This window comes from Sulfitobacter sp. F26204 (assembly GCF_026410305.1).
Classification (GTDB): domain Bacteria; phylum Pseudomonadota; class Alphaproteobacteria; order Rhodobacterales; family Rhodobacteraceae; genus Sulfitobacter.
This window is the reverse complement of record NZ_JAPMLQ010000001.1, coordinates 74,545-97,364: the sequence shown is the minus strand read 5'-3', so window position 1 is coordinate 97,364 and position 22,820 is coordinate 74,545. Positions and strand designations below refer to the sequence as shown.

26 protein-coding genes are annotated in these 22,820 nt (G+C 55.7%); 18 read left to right on the top strand and 8 right to left on the bottom strand.

What is annotated here, in order from left to right; translation table 11 throughout:
* Positions 1-74: 74 nt before the first annotated feature.
* Positions 75-575, bottom strand: coding sequence for a DUF3576 domain-containing protein (locus OS190_RS00450; protein WP_267156688.1), 501 nt, complete (start codon positions 573-575; stop codon positions 75-77).
* Positions 576-864: 289 nt separating this feature from the next.
* Between OS190_RS00450 and OS190_RS00445 the strand changes: the two genes are divergently transcribed.
* Both OS190_RS00445 and OS190_RS00440 read left to right on the top strand, forming a co-directional pair.
* Positions 865-1,734 carry a porin gene (locus tag OS190_RS00445; RefSeq protein ID WP_267156687.1) on the top strand — a complete coding sequence of 290 codons (870 nt, stop codon included), beginning with the start codon at positions 865-867 and terminating at the stop codon, positions 1,732-1,734.
* Positions 1,735-1,851: 117 nt separating this feature from the next.
* Complete coding sequence (locus tag OS190_RS00440) at positions 1,852-2,505, top strand: YggS family pyridoxal phosphate-dependent enzyme (RefSeq protein ID WP_267156686.1); 654 nt, start codon at positions 1,852-1,854, stop codon at positions 2,503-2,505.
* 40 nt (positions 2,506-2,545) lie between these two features.
* Here the strand turns inward: OS190_RS00440 and OS190_RS00435 are convergent, their stop codons facing one another.
* Together OS190_RS00435 and ribA are read right to left on the bottom strand one after the other, a co-directional pair.
* Positions 2,546-3,052: a L,D-transpeptidase family protein gene (locus OS190_RS00435; protein ID WP_267156685.1), complete on the bottom strand. Its 507-nt coding sequence runs from the start codon at positions 3,050-3,052 to the stop codon at positions 2,546-2,548.
* Positions 3,049-4,137, bottom strand: coding sequence for a GTP cyclohydrolase II (ribA, locus tag OS190_RS00430; RefSeq protein WP_267156684.1), 1,089 nt, complete (start codon positions 4,135-4,137; stop codon positions 3,049-3,051). Before ribA ends, OS190_RS00435 begins: the two co-directional genes overlap by 4 nt.
* A gap of 166 nt (positions 4,138-4,303) precedes the next feature.
* On the opposite strand from ribA, the gene OS190_RS00425 reads away from it, so the two are divergent.
* From OS190_RS00425 to OS190_RS00405, 5 genes are all read left to right on the top strand, one after another.
* Entirely contained in the window at positions 4,304-4,990 is a 687-nt protein-coding gene (locus OS190_RS00425; RefSeq protein ID WP_267156683.1) for a response regulator transcription factor, read from the top strand.
* A 226-nt stretch (positions 4,991-5,216) separates the two neighbouring features.
* The gene (locus OS190_RS00420) at positions 5,217-6,005 is read left to right on the top strand and encodes an exodeoxyribonuclease III (protein ID WP_267156682.1); all 789 of its coding nucleotides are present in this window, start codon (positions 5,217-5,219) and stop codon (positions 6,003-6,005) included.
* 54 nt (positions 6,006-6,059) lie between these two features.
* The gene (gene trxA / locus OS190_RS00415) at positions 6,060-6,971 is read left to right on the top strand and encodes a thioredoxin (RefSeq protein WP_267156681.1); all 912 of its coding nucleotides are present in this window, start codon (positions 6,060-6,062) and stop codon (positions 6,969-6,971) included.
* Between the two features lie 27 nt (positions 6,972-6,998).
* On the top strand, positions 6,999-7,643 hold the full coding sequence (locus OS190_RS00410; RefSeq protein WP_267156680.1) for an LON peptidase substrate-binding domain-containing protein: 645 nt from the start codon (positions 6,999-7,001) through the stop codon (positions 7,641-7,643).
* On the top strand, positions 7,640-7,825 hold the full coding sequence (locus OS190_RS00405; protein WP_267156679.1) for a Trm112 family protein: 186 nt from the start codon (positions 7,640-7,642) through the stop codon (positions 7,823-7,825). The genes OS190_RS00410 and OS190_RS00405 overlap by 4 nt, the downstream gene beginning before the upstream one ends.
* Positions 7,826-7,832: 7 nt before the next feature.
* On the opposite strand, the gene OS190_RS00400 is transcribed toward OS190_RS00405, so the two are convergent.
* Positions 7,833-9,095 (bottom strand): UbiH/UbiF/VisC/COQ6 family ubiquinone biosynthesis hydroxylase, encoded by a 1,263-nt coding sequence (locus OS190_RS00400; protein ID WP_267157322.1) that lies wholly within the window; start codon positions 9,093-9,095, stop codon positions 7,833-7,835.
* A gap of 58 nt (positions 9,096-9,153) precedes the next feature.
* Between OS190_RS00400 and OS190_RS00395 the strand changes: the two genes are divergently transcribed.
* The 5 genes from OS190_RS00395 (at position 9,154) to OS190_RS00375 (ending at position 16,339) form a co-directional block, all read left to right on the top strand.
* Entirely contained in the window at positions 9,154-10,482 is a 1,329-nt protein-coding gene (locus OS190_RS00395; RefSeq protein ID WP_267156678.1) for an amidase, read from the top strand.
* A gap of 118 nt (positions 10,483-10,600) precedes the next feature.
* On the top strand, positions 10,601-11,785 hold the full coding sequence (locus tag OS190_RS00390; RefSeq protein WP_267156677.1) for an aminotransferase class I/II-fold pyridoxal phosphate-dependent enzyme: 1,185 nt from the start codon (positions 10,601-10,603) through the stop codon (positions 11,783-11,785).
* Between the two features lie 17 nt (positions 11,786-11,802).
* Positions 11,803-14,688: a DNA translocase FtsK gene (locus OS190_RS00385; RefSeq protein ID WP_267156676.1), complete on the top strand. Its 2,886-nt coding sequence runs from the start codon at positions 11,803-11,805 to the stop codon at positions 14,686-14,688.
* A gap of 295 nt (positions 14,689-14,983) precedes the next feature.
* Entirely contained in the window at positions 14,984-15,601 is a 618-nt protein-coding gene (locus OS190_RS00380) for a hypothetical protein (RefSeq protein ID WP_267156675.1), read from the top strand.
* Positions 15,602-15,733: 132 nt separating this feature from the next.
* The gene (locus tag OS190_RS00375; RefSeq protein ID WP_267156674.1) at positions 15,734-16,339 is read left to right on the top strand and encodes a LolA family protein; all 606 of its coding nucleotides are present in this window, start codon (positions 15,734-15,736) and stop codon (positions 16,337-16,339) included.
* Between the two features lie 3 nt (positions 16,340-16,342).
* Here the strand turns inward: OS190_RS00375 and OS190_RS00370 are convergent, their stop codons facing one another.
* Positions 16,343-16,927: a transglycosylase SLT domain-containing protein gene (locus OS190_RS00370; protein WP_267156673.1), complete on the bottom strand. Its 585-nt coding sequence runs from the start codon at positions 16,925-16,927 to the stop codon at positions 16,343-16,345.
* A 73-nt stretch (positions 16,928-17,000) separates the two neighbouring features.
* Positions 17,001-17,882, bottom strand: coding sequence for an AEC family transporter (locus tag OS190_RS00365; RefSeq protein WP_267156672.1), 882 nt, complete (start codon positions 17,880-17,882; stop codon positions 17,001-17,003).
* A gap of 85 nt (positions 17,883-17,967) precedes the next feature.
* On the opposite strand from OS190_RS00365, the gene hspQ reads away from it, so the two are divergent.
* Positions 17,968-18,294 (top strand): heat shock protein HspQ, encoded by a 327-nt coding sequence (hspQ, locus tag OS190_RS00360; protein ID WP_267156671.1) that lies wholly within the window; start codon positions 17,968-17,970, stop codon positions 18,292-18,294.
* Between the two features lie 281 nt (positions 18,295-18,575).
* Here the strand turns inward: hspQ and OS190_RS00355 are convergent, their stop codons facing one another.
* Both OS190_RS00355 and OS190_RS00350 read right to left on the bottom strand, forming a co-directional pair.
* The gene (locus tag OS190_RS00355) at positions 18,576-19,073 is read right to left on the bottom strand and encodes an ATP-binding protein (RefSeq protein ID WP_267156670.1); all 498 of its coding nucleotides are present in this window, start codon (positions 19,071-19,073) and stop codon (positions 18,576-18,578) included.
* Complete coding sequence (locus OS190_RS00350) at positions 19,057-19,395, bottom strand: STAS domain-containing protein (RefSeq protein ID WP_267156669.1); 339 nt, start codon at positions 19,393-19,395, stop codon at positions 19,057-19,059. The genes OS190_RS00355 and OS190_RS00350 overlap by 17 nt, the downstream gene beginning before the upstream one ends.
* Before the next feature lie 88 nt (positions 19,396-19,483).
* Between OS190_RS00350 and OS190_RS00345 the strand changes: the two genes are divergently transcribed.
* From OS190_RS00345 to OS190_RS00325, 5 genes are all read left to right on the top strand, one after another.
* Positions 19,484-20,656, top strand: a complete 1,173-nt coding sequence (locus OS190_RS00345) for a thiolase family protein (RefSeq protein ID WP_267156668.1) — start codon at positions 19,484-19,486, stop codon at positions 20,654-20,656.
* Positions 20,657-20,708: 52 nt separating this feature from the next.
* The gene (gene msrC, locus OS190_RS00340) at positions 20,709-21,167 is read left to right on the top strand and encodes a free L-methionine (R)-S-oxide reductase MsrC (RefSeq protein WP_267156667.1); all 459 of its coding nucleotides are present in this window, start codon (positions 20,709-20,711) and stop codon (positions 21,165-21,167) included.
* A gap of 64 nt (positions 21,168-21,231) precedes the next feature.
* A complete protein-coding gene (locus OS190_RS00335) occupies positions 21,232-21,804 on the top strand; it encodes a helix-turn-helix domain-containing protein (protein ID WP_267156666.1) in 573 nt (190 codons plus the stop codon).
* Positions 21,804-22,424, top strand: coding sequence for a LysE family translocator (locus OS190_RS00330; protein WP_267156665.1), 621 nt, complete (start codon positions 21,804-21,806; stop codon positions 22,422-22,424). Before OS190_RS00335 ends, OS190_RS00330 begins: the two co-directional genes overlap by 1 nt.
* Before the next feature lies 1 nt (position 22,425).
* Complete coding sequence (locus OS190_RS00325; protein WP_267156664.1) at positions 22,426-22,809, top strand: GFA family protein; 384 nt, start codon at positions 22,426-22,428, stop codon at positions 22,807-22,809.
* Positions 22,810-22,820 lie beyond the last annotated feature (11 nt).

Below are 22,820 nucleotides of genomic sequence, written 5' to 3'. Positions count from 1 at the left end.
GACCTTTTGGAATGGAAAACGCCGGGCTGTTGAATGACAGAGCCCGGCGTGAAAATCGTGGTTGGTGTATGGGCTTAGAATTTGTTGTCAGCGATCCGAAGCTCGCGGGCGCGGCTTAGTATCGCATCCTCTACAGCGCGTGCGGTTGCAGTGCTGACGGCGCGACCGCCGCGCGTCTGTAATGCCACGTTCAGCGAACGGGCATCAAGGGCTGGATCGTCGATCAACACCGTGGCGCGATAGGCCCGACCGCCACCGGGCGGTGTGCCATAGCCGGTAACGATCACACCGGTAAACGGATCGACGGACTGCACCGGTAAGAACGACAATACTTCCAGTGAGGCAGACCAGAGGTATTTGTTCACAGCAACAGTGTTGTCTGCAGTCTTGCGATTGAAGATCGACCAGATGGTATTGTCAGGATTTGTTTCGATATTCGACGGAATGTTCGGATTGGTCGCACTGGCGGATTGTTGTTCGACCCCGCCGCCCAAACTGCGCAGCGCACCACAGCCGCCCAGTGTCGCCACAAGGACAGTGATAAGTGCCATTTTGCATAGTGTCTGTCGGGGCATGCCTGCGATCCTTTGCCTGTTTCGCATTGGTCTACCCAAGCTCTGCCGTCTGAGCAAGGCATATGTATTAGGGTGATTCCTACGTCAAAACGCTGCCTTCAACGGTTTTGACCGATTGGATGTGGTGGGTGGATGTCAAAACTGTGGCAAAGCTGCATCATTGAAGAGGGCAATGGGGGGAGAGCGTTTCAGCCTTCTTGCCAACCGAGGGGGATAGGGGGCAAACACCCTCCATACCCTTTCCGGATTCCCCGGCTTGGGCATGTGAAATTAAACCGAGGGTATACTCATGAAAAAAGTTCTCTTCGCTACAACAGCTCTGGTTGCGACCGCCGGCGTTGCAGCAGCAGACGTTACTTTCGGCGGCTACGGTCGCTTTGGTATCATCTACAACGACACAGCAGCTGGCGACTCCACAGACGTCACAAGCCGTTTCCGTTTGCAGATCGACGCAACAGCAGAATCTGACGCAGGCGTCACATTCGGTGCACGCGTTCGCATCCAGCAGAACGAAGGTCAGCAGGGCATGACAAACGGCGCGCGCTTCTTTGCACGTTCCGGTGGTCTGGAAGTCGGCGTTGGTAACATCTTCGGCGCTCTGGAATTCATGCCTGGCATGTACCCAATCGACCTGGGTCTGACTGGTCTGGGCTATGACTACACCGCGTACAACTTCCGCGGCGACGCATACTCTTCCGGCGGTCTGGGTTCTTCTGGCTCCAACGGTGTTGAAGTAATGTACTCCGCAGGCGACCTGTCCGTACACGTTTCTGCTTCTGACACATCCGACCGTATCGCAGCACACGTTGCGTACACATTCTCCGGTTGGACAGTTGCTCTGGGTGCACAGGACTCCGACAACGCAGCAGACACTGAGTTCGCAGCATCTGTTGGTGGTTCCATCGGCCCAGCCAACATCACACTGGCATACGCAGACAACGGCACAGCAGGCGATCACATCGTTCTGGCCGGTCGCTTTGACGTAGGCGCAGCAACAAACGTAGAAGTCTACGTTGCTGATGCAGACGCCGGTTCCGACACAGGTTACGGTATCGACTTCAACCACGACCTGGGTGGCGGCACGTCACTTCGTGGTGGTATCGCGAAGCGCTTGAACGGCGATACACGCGCCGATCTGGGTGTTCGCTTCAACTTCTAAGTTGATCGAAACCAGTACGATTTGGGGTGGGCCTTTGGCCTGCCCCTTTTCTTTTGCGCCCCTTTCATTGGGCCTTGGCTGATGCTACCTCCGGTTTGACACAAGAGGGACCCACGCATGAGCCTGCAAAACATCAAAGATAGTATTTCCAAAGCCGAAGGTGATGCGGGTCGGGCCGCAGGTTCGGTCACGCTGATCGCGGTAAGTAAAGTTCAACCGAACGATCGGGTCGCTACAGTCCTGAACGAAGGCCAGCGGTGCTTTGGTGAGAACAAGGTTCAGGAGGCCGCGGGCAAATGGCCGGACTTCCGTGAACAATTTGGCGAGATTGATCTGCATCTCATCGGACCACTTCAAACCAACAAGGCGCGACAGGCCGTAGAACTGTTTGATGCCATCCATTCTGTTGATCGCCCGAAACTGGCCAAAACCCTTGCTCGTCTTGCGCAGGAGGTGGGCCATTGCCCCGACCTTTTTGTGCAAGTGAACACCGGTGAGGAAGACCAAAAGGCGGGAATCATGCCAGCAGATGCTGATTCATTCATTGCAGAATGTCTGGCGATGGATCTGCCGATCAAGGGATTGATGTGTATCCCGCCTGTGAATGAAGAGCCCAGTTTGCATTTTGCACTGTTAGGCAAAATTGCTGCCCGCAATGGTTTGACTGGACTCTCGATGGGGATGAGCGGTGATTTTGAACGGGCGATTGCACTGGGTGCGACACATGTGCGCGTCGGATCCGCGATCTTTGGCGCGCGTGTGACGGGGTGAATCCGGGAATGCAGAAACAGATGGCGTGATAGGCCTTGTTTTAGGGAACGATCAATCTTGTGTGCGGTGTGATTCTGGGTGCGATAGAGTGAAGGTCAGGACGGCTTAGCGCGATGCAGCCTTCCGTCGGATAAACGGGTCGGCGCCATTGGTGGATAAAGATAGCTGATCCATGCCCTGCTACCGCATCCGGCCAGTTCCAGTTGGTCAAGAGAACAAGATCATAGAGCGGATCAGCACGGCGTAGCACTTCGTGGCTGGGGGCGTAGGGCGCACGTACCAAGGAGTTGTAGTCGAGATCGTCCGAATCATCCGACCACAGGTCTCCGGGCCGGATGGGACGCGCCCAATTTGTGGGGCGGGATACGCGATCGGGCCGATACAGCATGCCTGTAATACGGTGTATCCCGCGCGGCGTGGCCCCATCGCCTTCGCGTTTGCAGGCGGTTAATCCGCCTTTACCGATGCTGCAGGCGTAGGTGCGCCCGAAAAAACGCAGGCCAGTGGGGGTGAGAACCAGATCCTCGATCCTTGGTCGGCTGGTCACAGGAGATGTCCGGATTTCGCGGCTTTGGTCGCAAGATAGGCGCTGTTGTGGCTGTTTTCGCCGACGCGCAGTGGCACACGTTCAGCAACGTCGATACCGCTGGCCTGCATCATCTCTTCCTTGCGCGGATTGTTGGTCAAAAGACGCACTGCGGTAAACCCCATCGATTTCAGAATATCCGAGCCGATGCGGAAATCACGTTCATCATCTTCAAACCCCAGGCGGTGATTGGCCTCGACGGTATCAAACCCCTGATCCTGCAACGAATAGGCCCGCATCTTGTTGGCCAGACCGATGCCGCGGCCCTCCTGATTGAGATACAGCAGGATACCATGACCCTCGGCCCCCATCTGGGCCAATGCACTGCGTAACTGGGGCCCACAATCGCATTTCAAACTGCCCATTAGATCGCCGGTGAAACAGGCAGAATGCAACCGCGTCAGCACCGGTTTGCTGCGCTCAGGACGGCCGATTTCAATAGCATAATGTTCTTCACCACCGTCTTCTGGGCGGAAGATGTGTAACCTGCCCGCTTCTGACACCTCCATCGGCAGACGTGCCTGGACAACGGGATGTAGCTGGCTTCGGTTGGTCATGCTTTCCGTGGCGGTTGCCAGATCAAGGCGGGTCAGCAAATGTGCATCCGCGAAACCTGTCCCGTCTGCAAGCTCCAGCACAACGACTGCGGGCAACAAGCGCGCCGTTTTGGTCAACTGCAATGCCGTGCGATGCAGGGCCGCATCACCACCGCGTGCGCAGACAAACGGTCCCTTCATCGGTGCACGCAGATCCCCCGAGGGATCTGCGATGCTTTGTACCCAGGCGGGGGCGGCATCCCGCGGCAGGACCAACCGCGCCAGATCGCCATCATAGGCGCGTGCTTTCAAGGTTTCCGCACGTCGTGCTGTGATGGCCAGCACCGGTTCCCCGCCGAGTGCCAGCAAATCGGCCAGACGCTGCGCATTCAGGGTCTCGGCGGCCATCACAATTGCATCGTTAACGCCGGTGAGAACAACGGGCACGCCCATCCGCAGGTCGGCCCGCGCACGGGCCAGTTGCTCTGTTATGTCGGGGGCAAAGCTCATATTAGTGTTACAACTCTATCGTCACGTTGAATGATATCTATGCCACCAACGCCGGAATTGAAACATTTCAACCCGCTGGCACACGCGAGCGTGAGGGAATGCGCCCAAACCTTGTAGCAGAGGCAGAGGAGGCGCATCTACTATTCAACAGACAAGGAGGCCTTCCATGGCACAGGTAAAGAAAATTCTGCTGGTCGATGATGATGACGATCTGCGCGAAGCCTTGAGCGAGCAGTTGATCATGACCGAAGATTTTGATGTCTTCGAAGCGGCCAATGGGGCCGAGGCAATGACTCGCGCCAAAGAGGCACTTTATGATCTGGTTATCCTTGATGTGGGCCTGCCCGATACAGATGGTCGTGAATTATGTCGGCTGATGCGCAAACAGGGTGTGAAAAGCCCGATCATGATGCTGACGGGTCATGACGGCGATGCCGATACCATTCTGGGTCTGGATGCAGGGGCAAATGACTATGTCTCGAAACCTTTCAAGTTTCCAGTTCTTTTGGCCCGGATCCGGGCGCAGCTGCGGCAGCACGAACAATCCGAAGATGCGGTTTTCCAATTGGGACCATATACGTTCAAGCCTTCGATGAAGATGCTGATCACTGAAGACGACAAAAAGGTGCGTTTGACGGAAAAGGAAACAAATATTCTCAAGTTCCTCTACCGCTCGACAGAGGGTGTGGTGCCGCGCGACGTTCTATTACATGAGGTCTGGGGTTATAATGCGGGCGTTACGACGCATACGCTTGAAACCCACATCTATCGCCTGCGCCAAAAGATAGAGCCGGATCCATCCAATGCCCGGCTGCTGGTGACTGAATCGGGTGGCTATAGATTGATGGCATGAGCCAAGACGAAATCCAGTCACCGGTAGGTCATAACAAAATCATATTTTCATGATAGTTTGCTTTTATCCGATCCCGAAGTTTGTGTCCGGGTTTTGACACATACCTCCCTGTTGGACTTGGCCGGACATGCGTATGTCCGGCCCTTTTTTGTAAATCGCCTTTCTGCATGGCGGCTGGCGCGATGGCGCGATACTGTCAGGCCGAAAACCAACAACGGAGACCTCCATGCCTTTCACCCTTGCTACCTGGAACATCAACTCGGTTCGTCTGCGCGAGCCGCTGGTCTTGCGCATGCTGGCAGAGCACGGGCCGGATGTTCTGTGTCTTCAGGAATGCAAGAGCCCGGTAGAGAAGATACCGCTCGAAGGGTTCGCGGCAGCGGGGTACAGATACATGGTTGCCCGTGGGCAAAAGGGCTATAACGGCGTCGCGATCCTGTCAAAACTGCCGCTGCAAGATGCCGGTGACAAGGATTTCGCCGCACTGGGGCACGCCCGCCATGTTGCGGCACGGCTGGAAAACGGGACGACGATCCACAACTTCTATGTCCCCGCCGGCGGGGACAAACCGGACCGCACGATCAATGAAAAATTTGGTCAGAAAATGGATTATCTGGCTGAAATGCGCGACTGGTTTCATGCGGAGAAACCTGAAAATTCGATCCTTGTCGGCGATTTGAACATCGCCCCGCGCGAAGACGATGTTTGGGACCACAAGAAACTTCTCAAGGTGGTGAGCCATACCCCCGTCGAAGTCGAAGCCTTTGGCGCAACGCAGGACGCCGGTCGCTGGGTCGACATCACGCGTCAGGACATTCCTGACGGTAAGCTCTATTCATGGTGGTCCTACCGCTCACCGGACTGGGACGCGGCGGACAAGGGCCGCCGCCTTGATCATATCTGGGCCACGCCCGACATCTCGAACGCTGCACACTCCAGTCACATCGGGCGTGGCGCGCGCGGGTGGGACAAACCCAGCGACCACGCCCCGGTTTTCGCAACCTTTGACCTTTGAATTCATGTCCGTAGCCCTCATATAGGCTGAAACGCGACAAGCGAGGAAAACACCATGGAATTGAACATATCTCCGGCGATTGATGCCGACCTCATCAAAGACAGCGACGAAGCAGGCTTTATGGCCGATGTCGTCGAGGCATCCCAGCATGCACCAATCATCGTTGATTTCTGGGCACCCTGGTGTGGTCCGTGCAAGACACTCGGCCCGCAATTGGAAAAGGCCGTAATCGCCGCCAAGGGGGCGGTCAAGATGGTCAAGGTGAACGTGGATGAAGCGCAGATGATTGCAGGTCAGTTGCAGATCCAGTCGATCCCGACCGTCTATGCCTTTCACAAGGGTCAACCAATTGATGGATTTCAAGGTGCTGTGCCCGAGTCTGAAATCAAGGAATTTGTAGCCCGAGTGATTAAGGCAGCGGGTGGCGAAACGCCGGACGACGGATTGAACGAGGCCGTAGCAGCGGCAGAAGATATGCTGGCCGCGGGTGAGATCGAAGATGCGTTGCAGACCTTTGCGGCAGTTCTGGGTGAGGAGCCGAACCATCCCGGCGCTTATGGCGGGCAGGCGCGGGCATTGATCGCAATGGGTGAACTTGAACAAGCCGAGGCATTCCTGAATGGCGCACCGATAGAAATTTCCAAAGCGGCGGAACTGGAAGCCGCGCATGCCCAACTTGCCCTTGCGCGTCAGGCCGCCGATGCAGGGCCGGTGGCAGAATTGACGGCCGCGGTTGAAGCAAACCCCGGTGATCTGCAGGCGCGGTTTGATTTGGCCCAGGCGCTTTATGCCAATGGCGATGCGACAGGGGCGGTGGATCATCTTCTGGATCTGTTCAAACGTGATAAAGAGTGGAACGAGGGTGCGGCCAAGACCCAGTTGTTTACGATATTCGACGCGTTGAAGCCGAATGACCCTGTTGTTCTGAACGGGCGGCGTAAATTAAGCTCTCTGATCTTTGCCTGATCGCAGCACCGCGCTAGGTGGTTCGTCATGATGAAACCAGCAGACCTGCCAGAGACAATCGCGATCTTCCCCCTGGGCGGTGCGCTGCTATTGCCGCGTTCCCGTTTGCCGCTGCATATCTTTGAGCCGCGTTACCTTCAGATGGTCGAGGATGCGTTGAAAACCGATGGCCGGTTGATAGGGATGGTGCAACCCAATGCCGTTCCGGGGCGTGAGGGGCCGGGGCTTCAGACCATTGGCTGCGCCGGGCGCATCACCCAGTTTTCCGAAACCGAAGATGGTCGCTATATGATCACGCTTGGTGGGGTGTGCCGTTTTCGTGTGGTTCAGGAAGTCGAAGGATTTACTCCATACCGGAGGTGCACGGTGAATTGGGACGGTTTTGACCGTGATCTTGGTGAAGGCGAAGAAGATTTCGGATTTCACCGCAAGAGTTTTCTTGACCTTTTGAGCCGCTATTTCGATACGCGGGGATTGTCCGCGGATTGGGACACGTTGAAAGAGGCTGACGATGAATTGCTGATCAATTCACTCTCCATGATGTTGGAGTTGGAGGCGGAGGACAAACAAGCCCTGCTTGAGGCACCGTCGCTTGAAACCCGCCGTGAAACGCTGGTTACCCTGATTGAATTTGCTTTGCGTGGCGGGCAGGACGAAGGATTGATGCAATGAACGACACGGTGATGCAGTTTGATCGGCGTATGCTGGAAGCGTTGATTTGCCCGCGCAGCCAAAGCACCCTCAGCTATGATGCCGAACGACAGGAACTGGTGTCAAAAACCGCCGGACTTGCCTATCCGATCCGCAATGGCATCCCCGTGATGCTGATTGACGAGGCACGCATACTCGACTGAAGGGGTGCTAAAGCGGCTTGCCCTGCATCAATCGTGGCAATGCGCCGGTCAATCCGGCCGCTTCGCGTATGAATCCGCGCCGCAGCCCCGGCAAGGCGTTGATCGCTGCCATGCCCAGGTCGCGCGCCACGCGTGCCAGTGGGTTATCGTTGGAAAACAACCTGTTAAAGCTGTCCGTGGCAAGGGCGAGCGTGGTGTTGTCAAAGCGGCGCCATTCCTGGTACCGGGCCAATACTGCGTCTGATCCGATGTCTTCCCCGCGTCGGGCGGCATCTGCAATAACATCGGCAAGAGCCGCAATATCGCGCAGGCCGGCGTTTAACCCCTGACCCGCAATAGGGTGCACGCCATGCGCGGCGTCTCCGACCAATGCAAGGCGTGATGCGATCATGTTATGTGCCAGGGACAGACCCAAAGGATAGGTAAAACGCGCACCCGCCAGTTTCACATCGCCCAGAAAACTGCCGAAGCGCGGCCGCAGCACATCGATATAGGAATTGTCGTCCAGATCCTGGATGGCTTTGGCATGGGCTGTTGTCTCGCTCCAGACAATTGAGGAACGGTTCTGCGTCAGGGGCAAGATTGCCAAGGGTCCGGACGGCATGAAGAACTGATGGGCCACACCGTTGTGCGGACGTTCATGTTCGATTGCACAAACCAGCGCCGTCTGGCCATAAGGCCAGGCCACCCGTTTGATTCCCGCCCTTTCGCCAGTGCCGGTATTGCGCCCGTCGGCACCCACCGCCAATTTCGCCGTGATCTTTTTGCCCGTTGCCAGCGTCAGGGTAATATGCCCTGCGCCCACGTCCTGTGTCACAACGGTTTCGTCATCCAGCAAGGTGATTTTATCGTGCCTATGGACCGCCTCCAGCAAGACGCGCCGCAAATGACGGTCTTCAACCATGTATCCCATCGGACCTTCTTCGATTTCGGCATAATCAAAGTGCATGAACATGGGCGAGGGCCCTTCTCCGGCCCGTCCATCCGTAACCTTGATTTCCAACATGGGTTGGGCGTGATCGGTCAGGTCAGACCATATGCCAATACCGTCAAGCAGACGCGCCGACGTGAGCGCCAAAGCATAGGAACGCCCGTCAAATGTGGGGTCTTGCAGTGTCACTGCAGATTGCGCATCTATCAGGGTGACCTGATGTCCGGTTTGGGCAAGGGCGAGGGCAAGTGCCGAACCATTCAGCCCGCCACCGACAATCGCGATATCTGTATTATCATCCATACCGCCCAATATGGTGGCGGGGCGGGGATTGTCCATGCGTACAAGCGCCGCTACCCTTTGTTCGGCAAGAGATGAAATCAAAAAGGATTGTGCCATGCAGGACTGGTTGACGATGACCGCAGCGAATTTGGGGCGCGGGATCGGAGCGGGTGAGATTGACCCGGTTGCCTTGGCCCAAACCTACCTGGATGCGATTGACGCCCATCCCCTGCGCGACCGTATTTATGCACGCATCACCGATGAGCGGGCGTTGTCGGAAGCCGCCGCCGCCGCCGAACGCGCCGCAACGGGGCACCGTTTGTCTTTGCTGGATGGCGTGCCGATCTCTTGGAAAGACTTGTTCGATACAGCGGGAGCAGGTACCGAAGCAGGGTCCAAGTTGCTTCAGGGTCGTGTGCCCGACCGCGACGCGGTGGTGCTGGCCAATGCTACCGCTGCTGGGCTTGTCTGTCTGGGAAAAACCCATATGAGCGAGCTCGCATTTTCCGGTTTGGGCCATAACCCCAGTACGGCAACCCCCCCATGCGTGAATGACCTGGACGCGGTTTCAGGTGGCTCATCCTCAGGTGCTGCGGCCTCCGTTGCATTTGGCCTGGCCGCGGCCGGTATCGGGTCGGACACGGGCGGATCGGTGCGCATTCCTGCAGCGTGGAACGATCTGGTAGGGTTGAAAACCACTTCTGGCCGTTTGACGCTCGAGGGGGTTGTGCCGCTGGCCATGAAATTCGACACGATCGGCCCGATTTGCCGTTCCGTCGAAGACGCTGGTCTCCTGTTGGCAGCACTAGAGGGGACCATCGCCCCCGATCTGCGCCACTCAGGGTTGGAAGGGCGGCGTTTTGCTGTGTTGAACACCGTCGCAATGGAAAATGTACGCGACGCCCCACTCAAGGCTTTTGAGGCCGCACTTGTGAAACTGCGTGATGCGGGTGTTGTGATTGATGAAATCGAGGTACCGGAAGTGATAGAGGCCATGGATCTTGCCGGATGCCTATTCACTACCGAGGCTTATGGTCTATGGCGCGATGTAATTGAGGCCAATCCGGATGCGATGTATCGCGAGATCCTGTTGCGGTTTCGTCTGGGCGCAGGACATTCCGGCCCGGACTATGTTGCCGCCTGTGCCAAACTGGATGGTTTACGTGCCGGATATGATGCGGCACTTGCCGGTTATGATGCGGTCGTAACGCCCACCGCACCAAATCTCCCGCCCGAACTGGCCCGGCTCGACGCAGATCATGATTACTACCTCAACGAAAATTTGTTGGGGCTGCGCAATACGCGGATCGGGAATTTGATGGGAGTTTGCGCGTTGACCCTGCCCACAGACACGCCCTCTTGTGGTCTGATGTTATCTTGCCCACCAAATATGGAAGAGATGCTGTTGAGACTCGGCGCTGCTGTTGAAGAGGCGCTGCAATGACTTTGGCCTAAATGCCACAACGCCCTGTCTGGTTAACAGTTTTTCTGGACGGGGACTCCTGCCTTGGGTACTTTGGAACAAACGGGGCGCTAATGATCCCGATCCGAGGCAGTTTTAGATGTTGTACCCAGAGCGGTTTTCGAACCTTCCGGCTCATGCTTGGCCGCGCCTGCGCGCCCTATTGGACGTGCACGAGGGCGGTGGACCACTGATCCAGATGACCATAGGCGAGCCGAAACATGCGTTTCCGGCTTGGGTGACTGACGTCATCAGCAAAAATGCCGCTGGATTTAACAGCTATCCGCCCAACGATGGTTCGCCCGAATTGAAGTCAGCAATCGCAGGCTGGATCAAACGGCGCTATGGCGTCGAGATGAGCGCCGAGACTGAAGTGATGGCGCTCAACGGTACCCGCGAAGGGTTGTATAACGCCGTCATTGCGGTTTGCCCCGAAACCAAAAAAGGCGAAAAGCCCGCAATTCTAATGCCGAATCCCTTCTATCAGGTCTATATGATCGCTGCGATTTCTGGTGCTTCGGAGCCGGTGATGGTGAATGCCACCAGCGATACGGGCCATTTGCCCGATTTTCATGGTGTATCCGAAGACGTGTTGCGGCGCACCACTGCGGCTTACATCTGTTCACCTGCCAATCCGCAGGGCGCAGTTGCGGATCGTGCCTATTGGACTGCCTTGATCAATCTGGCCGAAAGATATGATTTCAAGATTTTCGCTGATGAATGCTATTCCGAAATCTATCGCGAAACACCTCCTGTTGGTGCCATGCAGGTTGCCGAAGAACTGGGCACAGATCGCAACCGTATCGTGATTTTCCATTCCCTCAGCAAACGGTCGAACCTTCCGGGTCTGAGGTCCGGTTTTGTCGCGTCGGGGGCGGAGACAATGAGGAAAATCAAAGAGCTGCGCAACTATGCCGGTGCACCGCTTCCACTGCCGTTACAACAGGCGGCAGCAGCGGTCTGGGACGACGAGGCGCATGTTGAAGATAGCCGCGCCCTGTATCAGGAAAAATTCGACATTGCCGACCGCATTTTCGGCAATATTCCCGGATACGTTAGTCCGGAGGCCGGATTTTTCCTTTGGCTACCGGTTGAGAACGACGAGGAAGCCGCCGTCAAACTATGGCGCGAGACAGGGGTCAAAGTTCTGCCAGGCGGTTATCTGGCGCAGGATACAAACGGGACGAACCCCGGTAACAAGTATATTCGGGTGGCCCTTGTGGCCCCCAAGGATGAGACCACGCGCGGATTGGAACTGATCCGCGACTGTCTCTATCCGACATAGAACGAGGGACGAAAGCAATGGCATATCAGACACGCGGACGCGACCCCCTGCTGGACAGCAACATGGCGGAAGCCATCGAAAAGCGCGGCAAGGAATTGCTGGGCCTGATGCTTATCCTGCTCGGCGTGATGTCGGCGATGATGATCGCGAGCTATACGCCCGATGATCCCAACTGGATGGTATCCACAGATGCGCCGGTTCAAAACTGGATGGGGCGCATGGGTGCGTCGATTGCAGCACCCCTGTTCATGATTGTAGGCTGGGGCGCATGGGGCGTGGCGATTGTGCTGTTGTTCTGGGGCGCGCGTTTTGCGCTGCACTGGGGGCAGGAGCGTGCAATGGGCCGTCTGATCTTTGCCCCGATTGCCGTGGCGTTGGGAGCGATTTATGCGGCGACTCTGGCACCGGGTTCAGAATGGTTGCAAACCCACAGCTTTGGGTTGGGGGGCTTGTTCGGCGACACTGTAATGGGGGCGATCCTGACGATCCTGCCGATTGGTTCGTCCTTTACGGTCAAGCTGATGTCGCTTCTGATGGGTGTTGCGATTCTTGTACTGGGGGCGTTTGTCCTGGGCTTTACCAAAGTCGAATTGCAACGGCTTGCGCGGTTTCTGGTCGTGGGTGTCATCATGGCTTATGCAATGTTCATGACCGTGATCGGCCGTGGTGCCAGCAATGCGGTGCAGGCAGCGCAATCGCTTCAGGCACGGCAAGCGGAACGTCGCGCGCAACGCCGGATTGAAGCAGAGGAAAACGCCGCATGGCAGGCCAGCCAGCCAGTGTTTAACGCCCCGAGGGCACCTGAAATGCCATCAGAACCGATGTTTGTAGAGCCAGACGTTGAACCGAAAACGGGTCTGTTGGCGCGTGTGCCCGGTTTGATCAAACGCCCTGATCCGATGCCCGAGCCGGAACTGGTTGAGACCTACAGCAGCGCCGTGGTTGACGAAGCACCCGGCGAAGAGCGGATCAAGACCAAAATCGCCGATGTAATCAAGAATCGTGTGCGAAGTGCTACGGCGGTGCATACGCACACAACCGCGCCTCTGACCAAAGGGCGCGGCCGCGGCCCTGATGCGCTGTTGCTGGATACCACGCCGCGCCGGCAACTGCCGCCTGAACCACCGTTGACCGCATCTGTTCGATCTGAGCCGCAGCTGACCATCAATACCGCCCCGTCCACCCCGATTCCGGTCGCCCCAAGCCCCGCGGCCCAAATGCCAGAGGCAGTCTTGCCCTTGCAACAAGCGCCCGAACCGGAAATCGCCCCGATTCCGGTCGCCGAGCCGCGCAAGGTTGTGCAGCAACCGATCCGCAAACCCGTGCAGCCGTCCAAGCAGGCGCAGGCCGAAGCGCAACCAGTACTGAGTTTCGAGGACACGCACCCTGGATTTGAATTGCCACCTTTGAATCTTTTGGAAAGTGCAGAGGACGTGCCGCGTCTTCATCTGTCGGACGAGGCGCTGGAAGAAAATGCGCGGATGCTGGAATCGGTCCTCGATGACTATGGGGTCAAGGGCGAAATCGTCGCCGTGCGCCCAGGTCCGGTTGTGACCATGTATGAACTTGAACCTGCGCCGGGTCTCAAGGCCAGCCGCGTGATCGGCCTGGCTGATGATATCGCCCGGTCGATGGCCGCCTTGTCTGCACGTGTTTCCACCGTACCAGGCCGGTCGGTCATTGGCATCGAACTGCCCAACGAAAACCGCGAAAAGGTCGTGCTGCGCGAAATTCTGTCGGCCCGTGACTTTGGCGACAGCAACATGCGCTTGCCGCTGGCTCTGGGCAAAGACATTGGTGGCGATCCCGTGGTCGCCAACCTTGCAAAGATGCCGCATCTGTTGATTGCAGGTACGACGGGGTCGGGTAAATCCGTGGCGATCAACACGATGATCCTGTCATTGCTTTACAAGCTGACACCAGAGGAATGCCGCCTGATCATGATCGACCCCAAGATGCTGGAACTGTCAGTATATGACGGCATTCCACATCTCCTGTCGCCCGTTGTCACCGATCCGAAAAAGGCGGTGGTCGCGCTCAAATGGACCGTCGGCGAGATGGAAGAACGTTATCGCAAGATGTCCAAAATGGGCGTGCGCAATATCGAAGGTTACAATGGCCGTGTGCGTGACGCGCTGGCAAAAGGCGAGATGTTCAGCCGCACCGTACAAACCGGATTTGACGAAGATACCGGCGAACCGATCTTTGAAACGGAAGAGAATACACCGGAAACTTTACCATACATCGTCGTGATCGTTGATGAAATGGCCGACCTGATGATGGTTGCGGGTAAAGAAATTGAAGCCTGTATTCAACGTCTGGCGCAGATGGCGCGTGCATCGGGTATTCACTTGATCATGGCGACACAACGCCCCTCTGTGGATGTGATCACCGGTACGATCAAGGCGAACTTTCCCACGCGGATCTCGTTTCAGGTCACATCGAAAATCGACAGCCGTACGATTCTGGGCGAGATGGGCGCAGAGCAACTTCTGGGCATGGGCGACATGCTTTATATGGCGGGTGGTGCCAAGATTACCCGTTGTCACGGCCCCTTCGTAAGCGATGAAGAAGTTGAGGAAATCGTCAACCACCTCAAACAATTCGGTGAACCCGACTATGTGAGCGGTGTCGTCGAAGGCCCCCCCGAGGGCAATGAGGCCAATATCGACGCTGTCCTCGGTCTGGGTGGCAATACCGATGGAGAGGACGCATTGTATGACACGGCAGTCGCCATCGTCATTAAGGACAGAAAATGTTCAACTTCCTACATCCAGCGCAAACTGGCCATCGGATATAACAAAGCCGCGCGATTGGTGGAACAGATGGAGGATCAAGGCCTCGTCTCTCCGGCCAACCACGTGGGAAAACGCGAAATACTTGTGCCCGAACAGCAGAGCTAAGGCTTACCTCCAAAATCTCTGCTGATTGTACTAAACACCGCCGGGTTCTCCCTCCTGGCGGTGTTTTTTATTGGCTGTGCGTCACCCACGTTCTAGATAGCGTTTTTCAAAACTCTGGACGGAACCACCCAAATTACACTAGCGTGAGGGCACCCGCCTATTTTGCGGGCAGAGTCGATTTTTTTATTCAACCATTTTTCAGACGGCCAAGCGATTTTACGCATCCCTGACAAATCCTTCTGATGCGGATGATAGTTGGCTTTGGCCGATAGCGTTCATGAAAGGAACCCTTGTCATGCCACAAGAAAACGACCCGACCCAACGGTATCTGGAAGCCACGCAAAAGTACCAGACAAAGCTGCATTACCTATGGAAAACAGTATTCAAGAAAGTAAACTCGATCCTGCGAACCCTGACGTCGTTCCTGAACAAATTCATCGCAGAAGCAGCCAAGATGATTGCGATTGTCGGCAAGGCCGCGGTGAACAAAGTCATTGATGTGGGACAGCGCATCATCCAGTTGGTCGCGCAGATCCCCAATGCGCTGAAACAGGGGTTACGCTATGGTAGAAAGATCATATCGCTGATCACCAAAGCGAAAGACCCCAACAAGATCATCAGCACATTGAAAAAACTCTTTGCGCGATATGTACGGATGATCCAGGAAATTCATGGCTGGATCAATGATCTGGCGTCCAATCTGGATGTCATTGGAACGGCCTTTTCTGTCGTGAATGCCTTCAAACGTTTGCTTCAGGCGATGTTTTCCTGGATTACAGAAATCACCCGCGCGAATGATGCCGCGCTCAAGGTCAAACGCTTGCTGAAAAAGGTGCAAAAAGAGATCAAGAAAGACAAAAAGGAACTGATCAAGCTGCGAAAAGATGTGATGCGATTAAAGAAAGCTGCCTGACCCGGAAACACGGCGGCGGGTAAGCCCAAGGAAAGGTATTTCGGTCGCATGCGCGAAAAACCGCAGGCTGTTATCGCATATCAGTGCGGGACATCCTATGTGTTTGCTAATGAAAACACAAAGGTAACGATCATGCGTTATATTTCTTCTGCGCTTCTTGCAATCGCACTGTTTCTTGCACTTCCATTGGCCGCAGCGGCGCAGAAGTTGCCGCTGAGCGAAATTTCCCAATACCTGAACAAGCTGCAAACCGCCAAAGGTCAATTTACCCAGATCAATGATGATGGTTCGATCAGCACCGGCACCATTTACATCAAACGCCCCGGAAAGGTCCGGTTTGAATATAACCCACCCGAAAGTGCACTGGTAATCGCGGGTAGCAATACAGTTGTGATCTTTGACAAGAAGTCCAACCAACCAGCGGAAAGTTACCCGCTATCACGCACGCCGCTGTCGATCATTCTGGCGCGCAATGTGAACCTCGGGGCGGCGAACATGGTAACGGGCCATTTGTTTGACGGCACCGCCACGGTGATCACGGCGCAAGATCCGCAAAATCCGCAGTACGGGAACATTCAACTCAAGTTCACAAGCAACCCAGTCGAGCTGCGCCAGTGGGTCATCAACGATGGCAATGGCGGCCAGACGACCGTGGTATTGGGTGATCTGCAAAAAGGCGGCTCACTGGCCAACACCCTGTTTGATGTGGGTCGTCCAGGCAGTACCGCGAATCGCTAAGACCTATCTGAGCCGGCAAGCCGAGAGCTGTCCTTGATACATCTGTGAACGGGCCTCAACCTTGCTGGAGACACCGACCAACCATGATTTACTGTTGTAACTCTGGTTGCGGAAACCTGTGTGCCCTTCGTGATAGGCAAGATATTGGTTGCGCGCATCGCTCAGTGCGACACCATTCCGGTCGCGGGTCTGATTCATGTACCAACCCATAAAATCGGTCGCATCATTGATGCGGTCCCGCTTGGCTGAACGTCTGTTCTGATCAGCGCGATATTCATCCCAGGTCGCGTCCAGTGCCTGACTGTAGCCAAAGGCGCTGGATTGCCGTCCCATAGGGATCACGCCAGCGACATAGCGGAACGGGGTCCGTGCATCCGCGACAAATTTGCTTTCCTGATGGATCGTTGCCATCATTACATGCATCGGGACCCCCCATTTCCGCTCTACTTTTCGGAATGCTTTGAGGTATTGTGGGCGCTCTCTGAGAATTGCGCAGGCGTTGTCCAATTCACGCGGTGCGGACGTCTGTCCACCGCCGCAGGACGCGACCAACATCACAAATATCAAGGCGCGAAGGGTTCTGCTCATCTGCCACTCGCTTTTCGTTTATTTTGTTTTTAGGCACTTTAGCGGATTTTTCGCCGTCGTTACATCAAAATTTTCACAGCAATATGGCCAAAAGCAGCGGTAATGCACCAATTGACATCAGGGTTGAGACAACAACCAGCCCCGCAACCGATTGTGAATCGGCCCCGTATTTCTCTGCCAACATATAGGAGGTGACGGCAACAGGCGTCGCAACCTGCAAAACAAGGATGCCAAAGGCGGCTCTTTCCAGATCGAAATAATCCGCCGCCCACCACGCACATCCGACACATATCACCAGTTTCACCGCCGACAGGACAATTGCCCGGCCAATACCGCTGGGCGACAGGCGGGCCACGGCCACCCCCAACGTGATCAACATCAATGGAATTGCCATCTGTCCGATCAGGCGCAGCGTGTTGTCGGCAAAAGCTGGCAAGGACCACCCCTGCCATAAAAACAACGCCCCCAGGACGGTCGCCCAGACCAGAGGTTCCTTCAGCACCTTTCCGAATGAACCGGCGCCTGCGACCAGCCATATACCAAATGTGAACGACAAAATCGCCATCACGGCAAATACCACAACAGCATATTCCAGGCCGATTTCACCAAAAGCAAACAACGCCAAAGGCAGGCCGAGGTTACCGGTATTGCCAAAAATCAATGGCGCGGAAAAGGTGCGCTGATTGATGCCCAAAACCCAAACCAATCCCAGAACGATCAATGTAACACCTGCATAGGCCACCAGACTGGCCAGGGTCAGCGCCGTCAACGCGGCGGGATCTAGCGTGGTATTTACCAATGCCGTAAAGATCAGACAGGGCACGGCCAGTGTCATCGACAACCGGGTGACAAACTGCAACCGATATTCAAACCCCAGTTTCACCCAGACAAAGCCGATTCCCGCTAAAAGGAATACAGGCGCTACTATCTCCAGCACGGTCAGAATTAGCGTCAACAGTTTGTTTCCTGTGATTGAAAGGACGTTATTGGACAAAAGCCTCTTGAAACGAGTACTAACGAAAGATAGGGGCTGCAATGTTATGCTACGCACGCGCGCGAAATATCATCTGGGCCAAGTCGTCAGGCACAAGAAACATCCCTTTCGCGGGGTGATTTTTGACGTGGACCCTGAATTTGCAAATACTGATGAGTGGTACGAGGCGATCCCCGAGGACAGCAGACCGATCAAAGATCAGCCGTTCTATCACCTGTTGGCGGAAAACGACCAAAGCTATTACGTTGCCTATGTGTCAGAACAAAATCTGGTTGCGGATTACTCTGGCGAACCGGTTGATCATCCTGACATTCCGGATCTCTTTGGCCCCTTCACGGATGGTGCCTATCCGCTGCATTTCCAACTTAACTAGAACGGTTGCTGGCAACAGGCCTGCGCCGTGACAAGTGTCGCAAAATTTTGGATTTTGGAAAGTTCGTCGACACCACGCACTGGGTGGGGGCTATTAAACGTGGTGCCGACGGAAGCCATATGCAGCTACAACGGCAGGTATGTCCTCTGACAAAGGCGATAGTATGATGGCGATGCGGCGGTTCAAGGAATTTTCGCGGCAATACTGTGGCACCGCGAATTTTCCTCAAAATTTGAATATTGGGGAGAAAGTCTGATCATGAGTTGGTGAGGATGGTCGCCTCATATCCCTTGCCGATAAGCGACAGCGATTCTGAGTCTTAATTGGTTCTTGGCACCGATACGTTTGTAGACGACATCTTTCGCCAGATCCCTGATCAGAAACCAGCCGAACCCACCTTCGGGCAGATCTATCACATCACCGTCTAATGCGGCAAGCTGACCCAGGGGAACCACACCATCAGGCATCGGGTTCCCCCAATCGCAAATCTGTACGTGAAGACCATCGCGACGATGCCGGAGGCTGATGTGAATTTCCCCTGCCGCATTCGGTTCTGTATATGCGTGTTCAACCACGTTGTTCAACGCTTCGGCGAGAACCAGTTCCAAGGTGCTGGTTTCCTCAACATCAAGTTTCAGCGGACCCAATCCGTTGATGATTTCAAGCAATGCAGTACGCACGGCCTTCGGCCCGCTTTGCACATGGACGTCGAACGGTGCCAACAGGCCCGCTTGCGGCGTTTTGCCCGATTCCCGCGAGGTCTCACTCACATTTTGCACTTAAAGCTTCCTCAAGAGTCAGGAAAATCCGGAAAACCGAATCCATCCGCGTCAGCTGAAACACTTTTTCCACAGCAGGGCTGAGGCCCGCCAATAACAGCTGGCGGCTGGGGGCCAGATGTTTCATTGTGGCGACAATCGCGCCCAATCCACTGGAATCTATAAATGTTACCTGGGTCAGGTCCAGAATCACCTCTTCCGGGGCGTCTTCTGTGCCTTGACGCACGGCTTCCTTGAACTCCAGTGCGACGGCCGCATCAATGCGTGGCTCCTGGACACTGAGGATGCAAATTTCACCCTTTGTTTTTATCTGTAGTTCCATTGAAAAACGCCACATAATTGGTGCATGTCAAACGGCATAAGCCGAATTTCTTACCAAGTTATGATCAAGCTGACCAAAGGATACCAAAATGCATAATGTTGTAATCGCTGGTGCCGCACGTACACCGATGGGTGGTTTTCAAGGGGCGTTTTCCGGACTTACCGCTTCGGCCCTCGGCGGATACGCGATCAAGGCGGCGTTGAACAACGCCGGACCTGCGGCCGTGCAGGAAATCCTGATGGGTTGCGTGCTGCCTGCGGGACAGGGACAGGCCCCCGCCCGCCAGGCGGGATTTGCCGCCGGTCTGGGCGAAGACATACCAGCCACAACCCTCAACAAGATGTGCGGCTCCGGCATGAAAGCAGCCATGATCGGGTTCGACCAGATTGCACTGGGTACGACCTCTGTGATGGTCGTGGGTGGTATGGAAAGCATGACCAATGCGCCATACGTCCTTCCCAAGATGCGCGGCGGGGCACGTTTGGGTCATGCGGCCGTGGTTGACCACATGTTTCTGGACGGTCTGGAAGACGCCTACGAAAAAGGTCGCTTGATGGGTACCTTTGCCGAAGATTGTGCGGAAACCTATCAATTCACCCGGGAAAAGCAGGATGCCTATGCAATGGCCTCCTTGTCACGGGCGCTTGAAGCGCAAGAAAGCGGTGCCTTTGCGGACGAGATTACGCCCGTGGAACTTACCACACGCAAGGGCAAGACCAACGTAGAAACCGACGAACAACCCGGGAATGCCCGCCCTGAAAAGATCCCGCAACTCAAGCCGGCCTTCCGTGAGGGCGGCACAGTGACGGCGGCGAATTCTTCTTCGATTTCTGATGGGGCTGCCGCCCTTGTGCTGGCGAGCGAAGACACCGCCAAGGCACAGGGTCTCAATATCCGGGCTCGGGTTCTGGGCCATGCCAGCCACGCCCAGGCACCGGGTCTTTTCACAACCGCGCCTGTGCCTGCTGCACAAAAGCTGCTCAAGCAGATCGGCTGGACCAAAGAAGATGTGGATCTGTGGGAAGTGAACGAAGCCTTTGCCGTGGTTCCGATGGCCTTCATGCATGAAATGGGACTTAGCCATGACATTGTTAACGTAAACGGCGGGGCCTGCGCATTAGGCCATCCTATCGGTGCATCCGGTGCCCGCATTATGGTCACGCTGCTCAACGCCCTTGAAAAGCGCAATCTAAAACGCGGTGTGGCGGCCATTTGCATCGGTGGCGGCGAAGGCACAGCCATAGCAATAGAGCGTCTCTGACCCTCTTTTTGGCCTTATATACCGTCCCAGAACAGCCAAAGAGGACTGCCCCATGCAGGTTGATTACCCCAGGCTTGCCAAAACAATTTCTGCGCTCACCGAAGGCGAAACCGATGTAATTGCGCTTATGGCGACACTCACCTGCGAAATCCACCATGCAGATGATCGGTTCGACTGGACTGGGTTTTATCGCGTTGTTTCGCCTGAGCTGCTCAAGATCGGGCCTTATCAGGGGAGCCATGGCTGTCTGGTCATTCCCTTTTCACGAGGGGTTTGCGGCGCGGCAGCGCGAACCCGCGAAGTGCAGTTGGTTGCGGACGTTGATGCCTTTCCTGGTCATATCGCCTGCGCCTCCTCGACTCGTTCTGAATTGGTGCTCCCGGTTTTGAACGGTGCGGGGGAGTTGATTGCGGTGCTTGATATTGACAGTAACCGGCCTGACGCTTTTCATCAGACGGATGCAGATGCCCTGGTACATATTCTGAATAGAACCTTTTCCACCGTGAAATAAGACTGGATTTTTTCACAGATCTGATATTACGTGAAATCCAACGCAATAATTTCACGGAGTTACTATGCAACACTGCCTACCGGATACCCCGGAAACACTGGGGGCAGACCTGCGGGCACTGCGCAAGACCCGAGGGCTGACTCTGGTGGAAATGGCCGACATGCTGGGTCGTTCCGTCGGGTGGCTCAGTCAGGTTGAGCGCGACATCTCCGAACCGTCAATCACGGATCTACGCGACATCGCCGGTAAGTTGGGGGTCTCTGTTTCGATGCTGTTCCGCCACGCCGCCGCCCCGGCACATGAAGCGGGATATGTTGTGCGGCGCGATGCACGCCGCCCTATCGGGTCGCAGACCGCCGGGCTGATCGAGGAACTGCTTTCACCCGACCTGACCGATGACTTTGAAATGGTACATTCGACATTTGCGCCGCACAGCAGGATCAAGAACCCGGTCAGGCGCCCGACCCAGGAAGTTGGCTATGTCGTGTCCGGCCAATTGGATATCGAAATCGAAGGCGTCACCCATCAGATCAATCCCGGAGACAGTTTTCGTATCCGTGGCGAAGCGTTTCGTTGGGCCAACCCCTATGACAAGCCTGCTGTCGCGATTTGGGTCATCGCCCCGCCGGTGTATTGATGAGTTTCGAAGCATGGATCATATTCGCGCTGTTCTGGGTGGTTTTTGTCACCACACCGGGACCGAACGCCGTCAATTGCATCACCAACGGCATGACGATCGGGCTTCGTCGTTCCATGATCGGTGTTCTGGCGATCCTGACCCAGGCCATGCTTTTCCTGCTGCTTTCCGCTTTCGGCATCACCACGCTCATCGCCACATCCGAAGCTGCCTTTGGTATCGCGAAATATGTCGGGGCGGGATTTCTGATATATATCGGCATCCGCGGTTGGCGTATGGCCGGCACGCCCCCCAAGGTAGACGAACGCCCGCCATCTTCGATCTACCTGCGTGCCTTTGCGATCGCCACGATTAATCCCAAAAGCGTGGCAGGATACCTCGCCGCTTTCTCGCAATTTGTGCAACCGGATGTGCCGATCTGGGATCAGATGGTCGTAATCGTGCCAACCGCGCTTAGCCTGACCGCCCTAAGCTACACGGGATTCTCCGCCCTTGGCGCAGGAATCGGGCGCGCTGCCCTAGGGGCGGTGTTCAATGTCTGGTTTCGCCGCATCATGGCGGTTTGCTTCATCATTTACGGGCTGCTTCTGGGCAGTACTTCAGCACCGGGGAGGGTGTAATATGCACAAGGGAAGCTGCCTTTGTGACGGGGTCACATACAAGTTGACAGGCGCATTGCGCAATTCAGTCGCCTGTCATTGCGTCCAGTGCCGCAAGACCAGCGGGCATTATGTTTCGGCAACGCAGGTCAGGCCAGAACAACTGGAAATCACCAGGGACGAGACCCTGCAATGGTATCGCTCCAGCGCCAGCGCCGAACGTGGTTTTTGTCATCGCTGCGGATCCTCGCTGTTCTGGCGGCATGAGGCTGACGGCGGCGCGACCTCCATCATGTCAGGCACCCTTGATGGTGCCACAGGCATTCATACGGAGAAACACATCTTTGTCGCAGACAAAGGCGATTATTATGACATCGCCGACGGCCTGCCACAGCAGGATCAATAACGGAGCTTTCA

Excerpts from the sequence above, each read along its gene's own strand:
- OS190_RS00450 (WP_267156688.1), bottom strand. The coding sequence starts at position 575 with ATGCCCCGACAGACACTATGCAAAATGGCACTTATCACTGTCCTTGTG.
- OS190_RS00445 (WP_267156687.1), top strand. The coding sequence starts at position 865 with ATGAAAAAAGTTCTCTTCGCTACAACAGCTCTGGTTGCGACCGCCGGC.
- OS190_RS00440 (WP_267156686.1), top strand. The coding sequence starts at position 1,852 with ATGAGCCTGCAAAACATCAAAGATAGTATTTCCAAAGCCGAAGGTGAT.
- ribA (WP_267156684.1), bottom strand. The coding sequence starts at position 4,137 with ATGAGCTTTGCCCCCGACATAACAGAGCAACTGGCCCGTGCGCGGGCC.
- OS190_RS00425 (WP_267156683.1), top strand. The coding sequence starts at position 4,304 with ATGGCACAGGTAAAGAAAATTCTGCTGGTCGATGATGATGACGATCTG.
- OS190_RS00420 (WP_267156682.1), top strand. The coding sequence starts at position 5,217 with ATGCCTTTCACCCTTGCTACCTGGAACATCAACTCGGTTCGTCTGCGC.
- trxA (WP_267156681.1), top strand. The coding sequence starts at position 6,060 with ATGGAATTGAACATATCTCCGGCGATTGATGCCGACCTCATCAAAGAC.
- OS190_RS00410 (WP_267156680.1), top strand. The coding sequence starts at position 6,999 with ATGATGAAACCAGCAGACCTGCCAGAGACAATCGCGATCTTCCCCCTG.
- OS190_RS00405 (WP_267156679.1), top strand. The coding sequence starts at position 7,640 with ATGAACGACACGGTGATGCAGTTTGATCGGCGTATGCTGGAAGCGTTG.
- OS190_RS00400 (WP_267157322.1), bottom strand. The coding sequence starts at position 9,095 with ATGGACAATCCCCGCCCCGCCACCATATTGGGCGGTATGGATGATAAT.
- OS190_RS00395 (WP_267156678.1), top strand. The coding sequence starts at position 9,154 with ATGCAGGACTGGTTGACGATGACCGCAGCGAATTTGGGGCGCGGGATC.
- OS190_RS00390 (WP_267156677.1), top strand. The coding sequence starts at position 10,601 with ATGTTGTACCCAGAGCGGTTTTCGAACCTTCCGGCTCATGCTTGGCCG.
- OS190_RS00385 (WP_267156676.1), top strand. The coding sequence starts at position 11,803 with ATGGCATATCAGACACGCGGACGCGACCCCCTGCTGGACAGCAACATG.
- OS190_RS00380 (WP_267156675.1), top strand. The coding sequence starts at position 14,984 with ATGCCACAAGAAAACGACCCGACCCAACGGTATCTGGAAGCCACGCAA.
- OS190_RS00375 (WP_267156674.1), top strand. The coding sequence starts at position 15,734 with ATGCGTTATATTTCTTCTGCGCTTCTTGCAATCGCACTGTTTCTTGCA.
- OS190_RS00370 (WP_267156673.1), bottom strand. The coding sequence starts at position 16,927 with ATGAGCAGAACCCTTCGCGCCTTGATATTTGTGATGTTGGTCGCGTCC.
- hspQ (WP_267156671.1), top strand. The coding sequence starts at position 17,968 with ATGCTACGCACGCGCGCGAAATATCATCTGGGCCAAGTCGTCAGGCAC.
- OS190_RS00350 (WP_267156669.1), bottom strand. The coding sequence starts at position 19,395 with ATGGAACTACAGATAAAAACAAAGGGTGAAATTTGCATCCTCAGTGTC.
- OS190_RS00345 (WP_267156668.1), top strand. The coding sequence starts at position 19,484 with ATGCATAATGTTGTAATCGCTGGTGCCGCACGTACACCGATGGGTGGT.
- msrC (WP_267156667.1), top strand. The coding sequence starts at position 20,709 with ATGCAGGTTGATTACCCCAGGCTTGCCAAAACAATTTCTGCGCTCACC.
- OS190_RS00335 (WP_267156666.1), top strand. The coding sequence starts at position 21,232 with ATGCAACACTGCCTACCGGATACCCCGGAAACACTGGGGGCAGACCTG.
- OS190_RS00330 (WP_267156665.1), top strand. The coding sequence starts at position 21,804 with ATGAGTTTCGAAGCATGGATCATATTCGCGCTGTTCTGGGTGGTTTTT.
- OS190_RS00325 (WP_267156664.1), top strand. The coding sequence starts at position 22,426 with ATGCACAAGGGAAGCTGCCTTTGTGACGGGGTCACATACAAGTTGACA.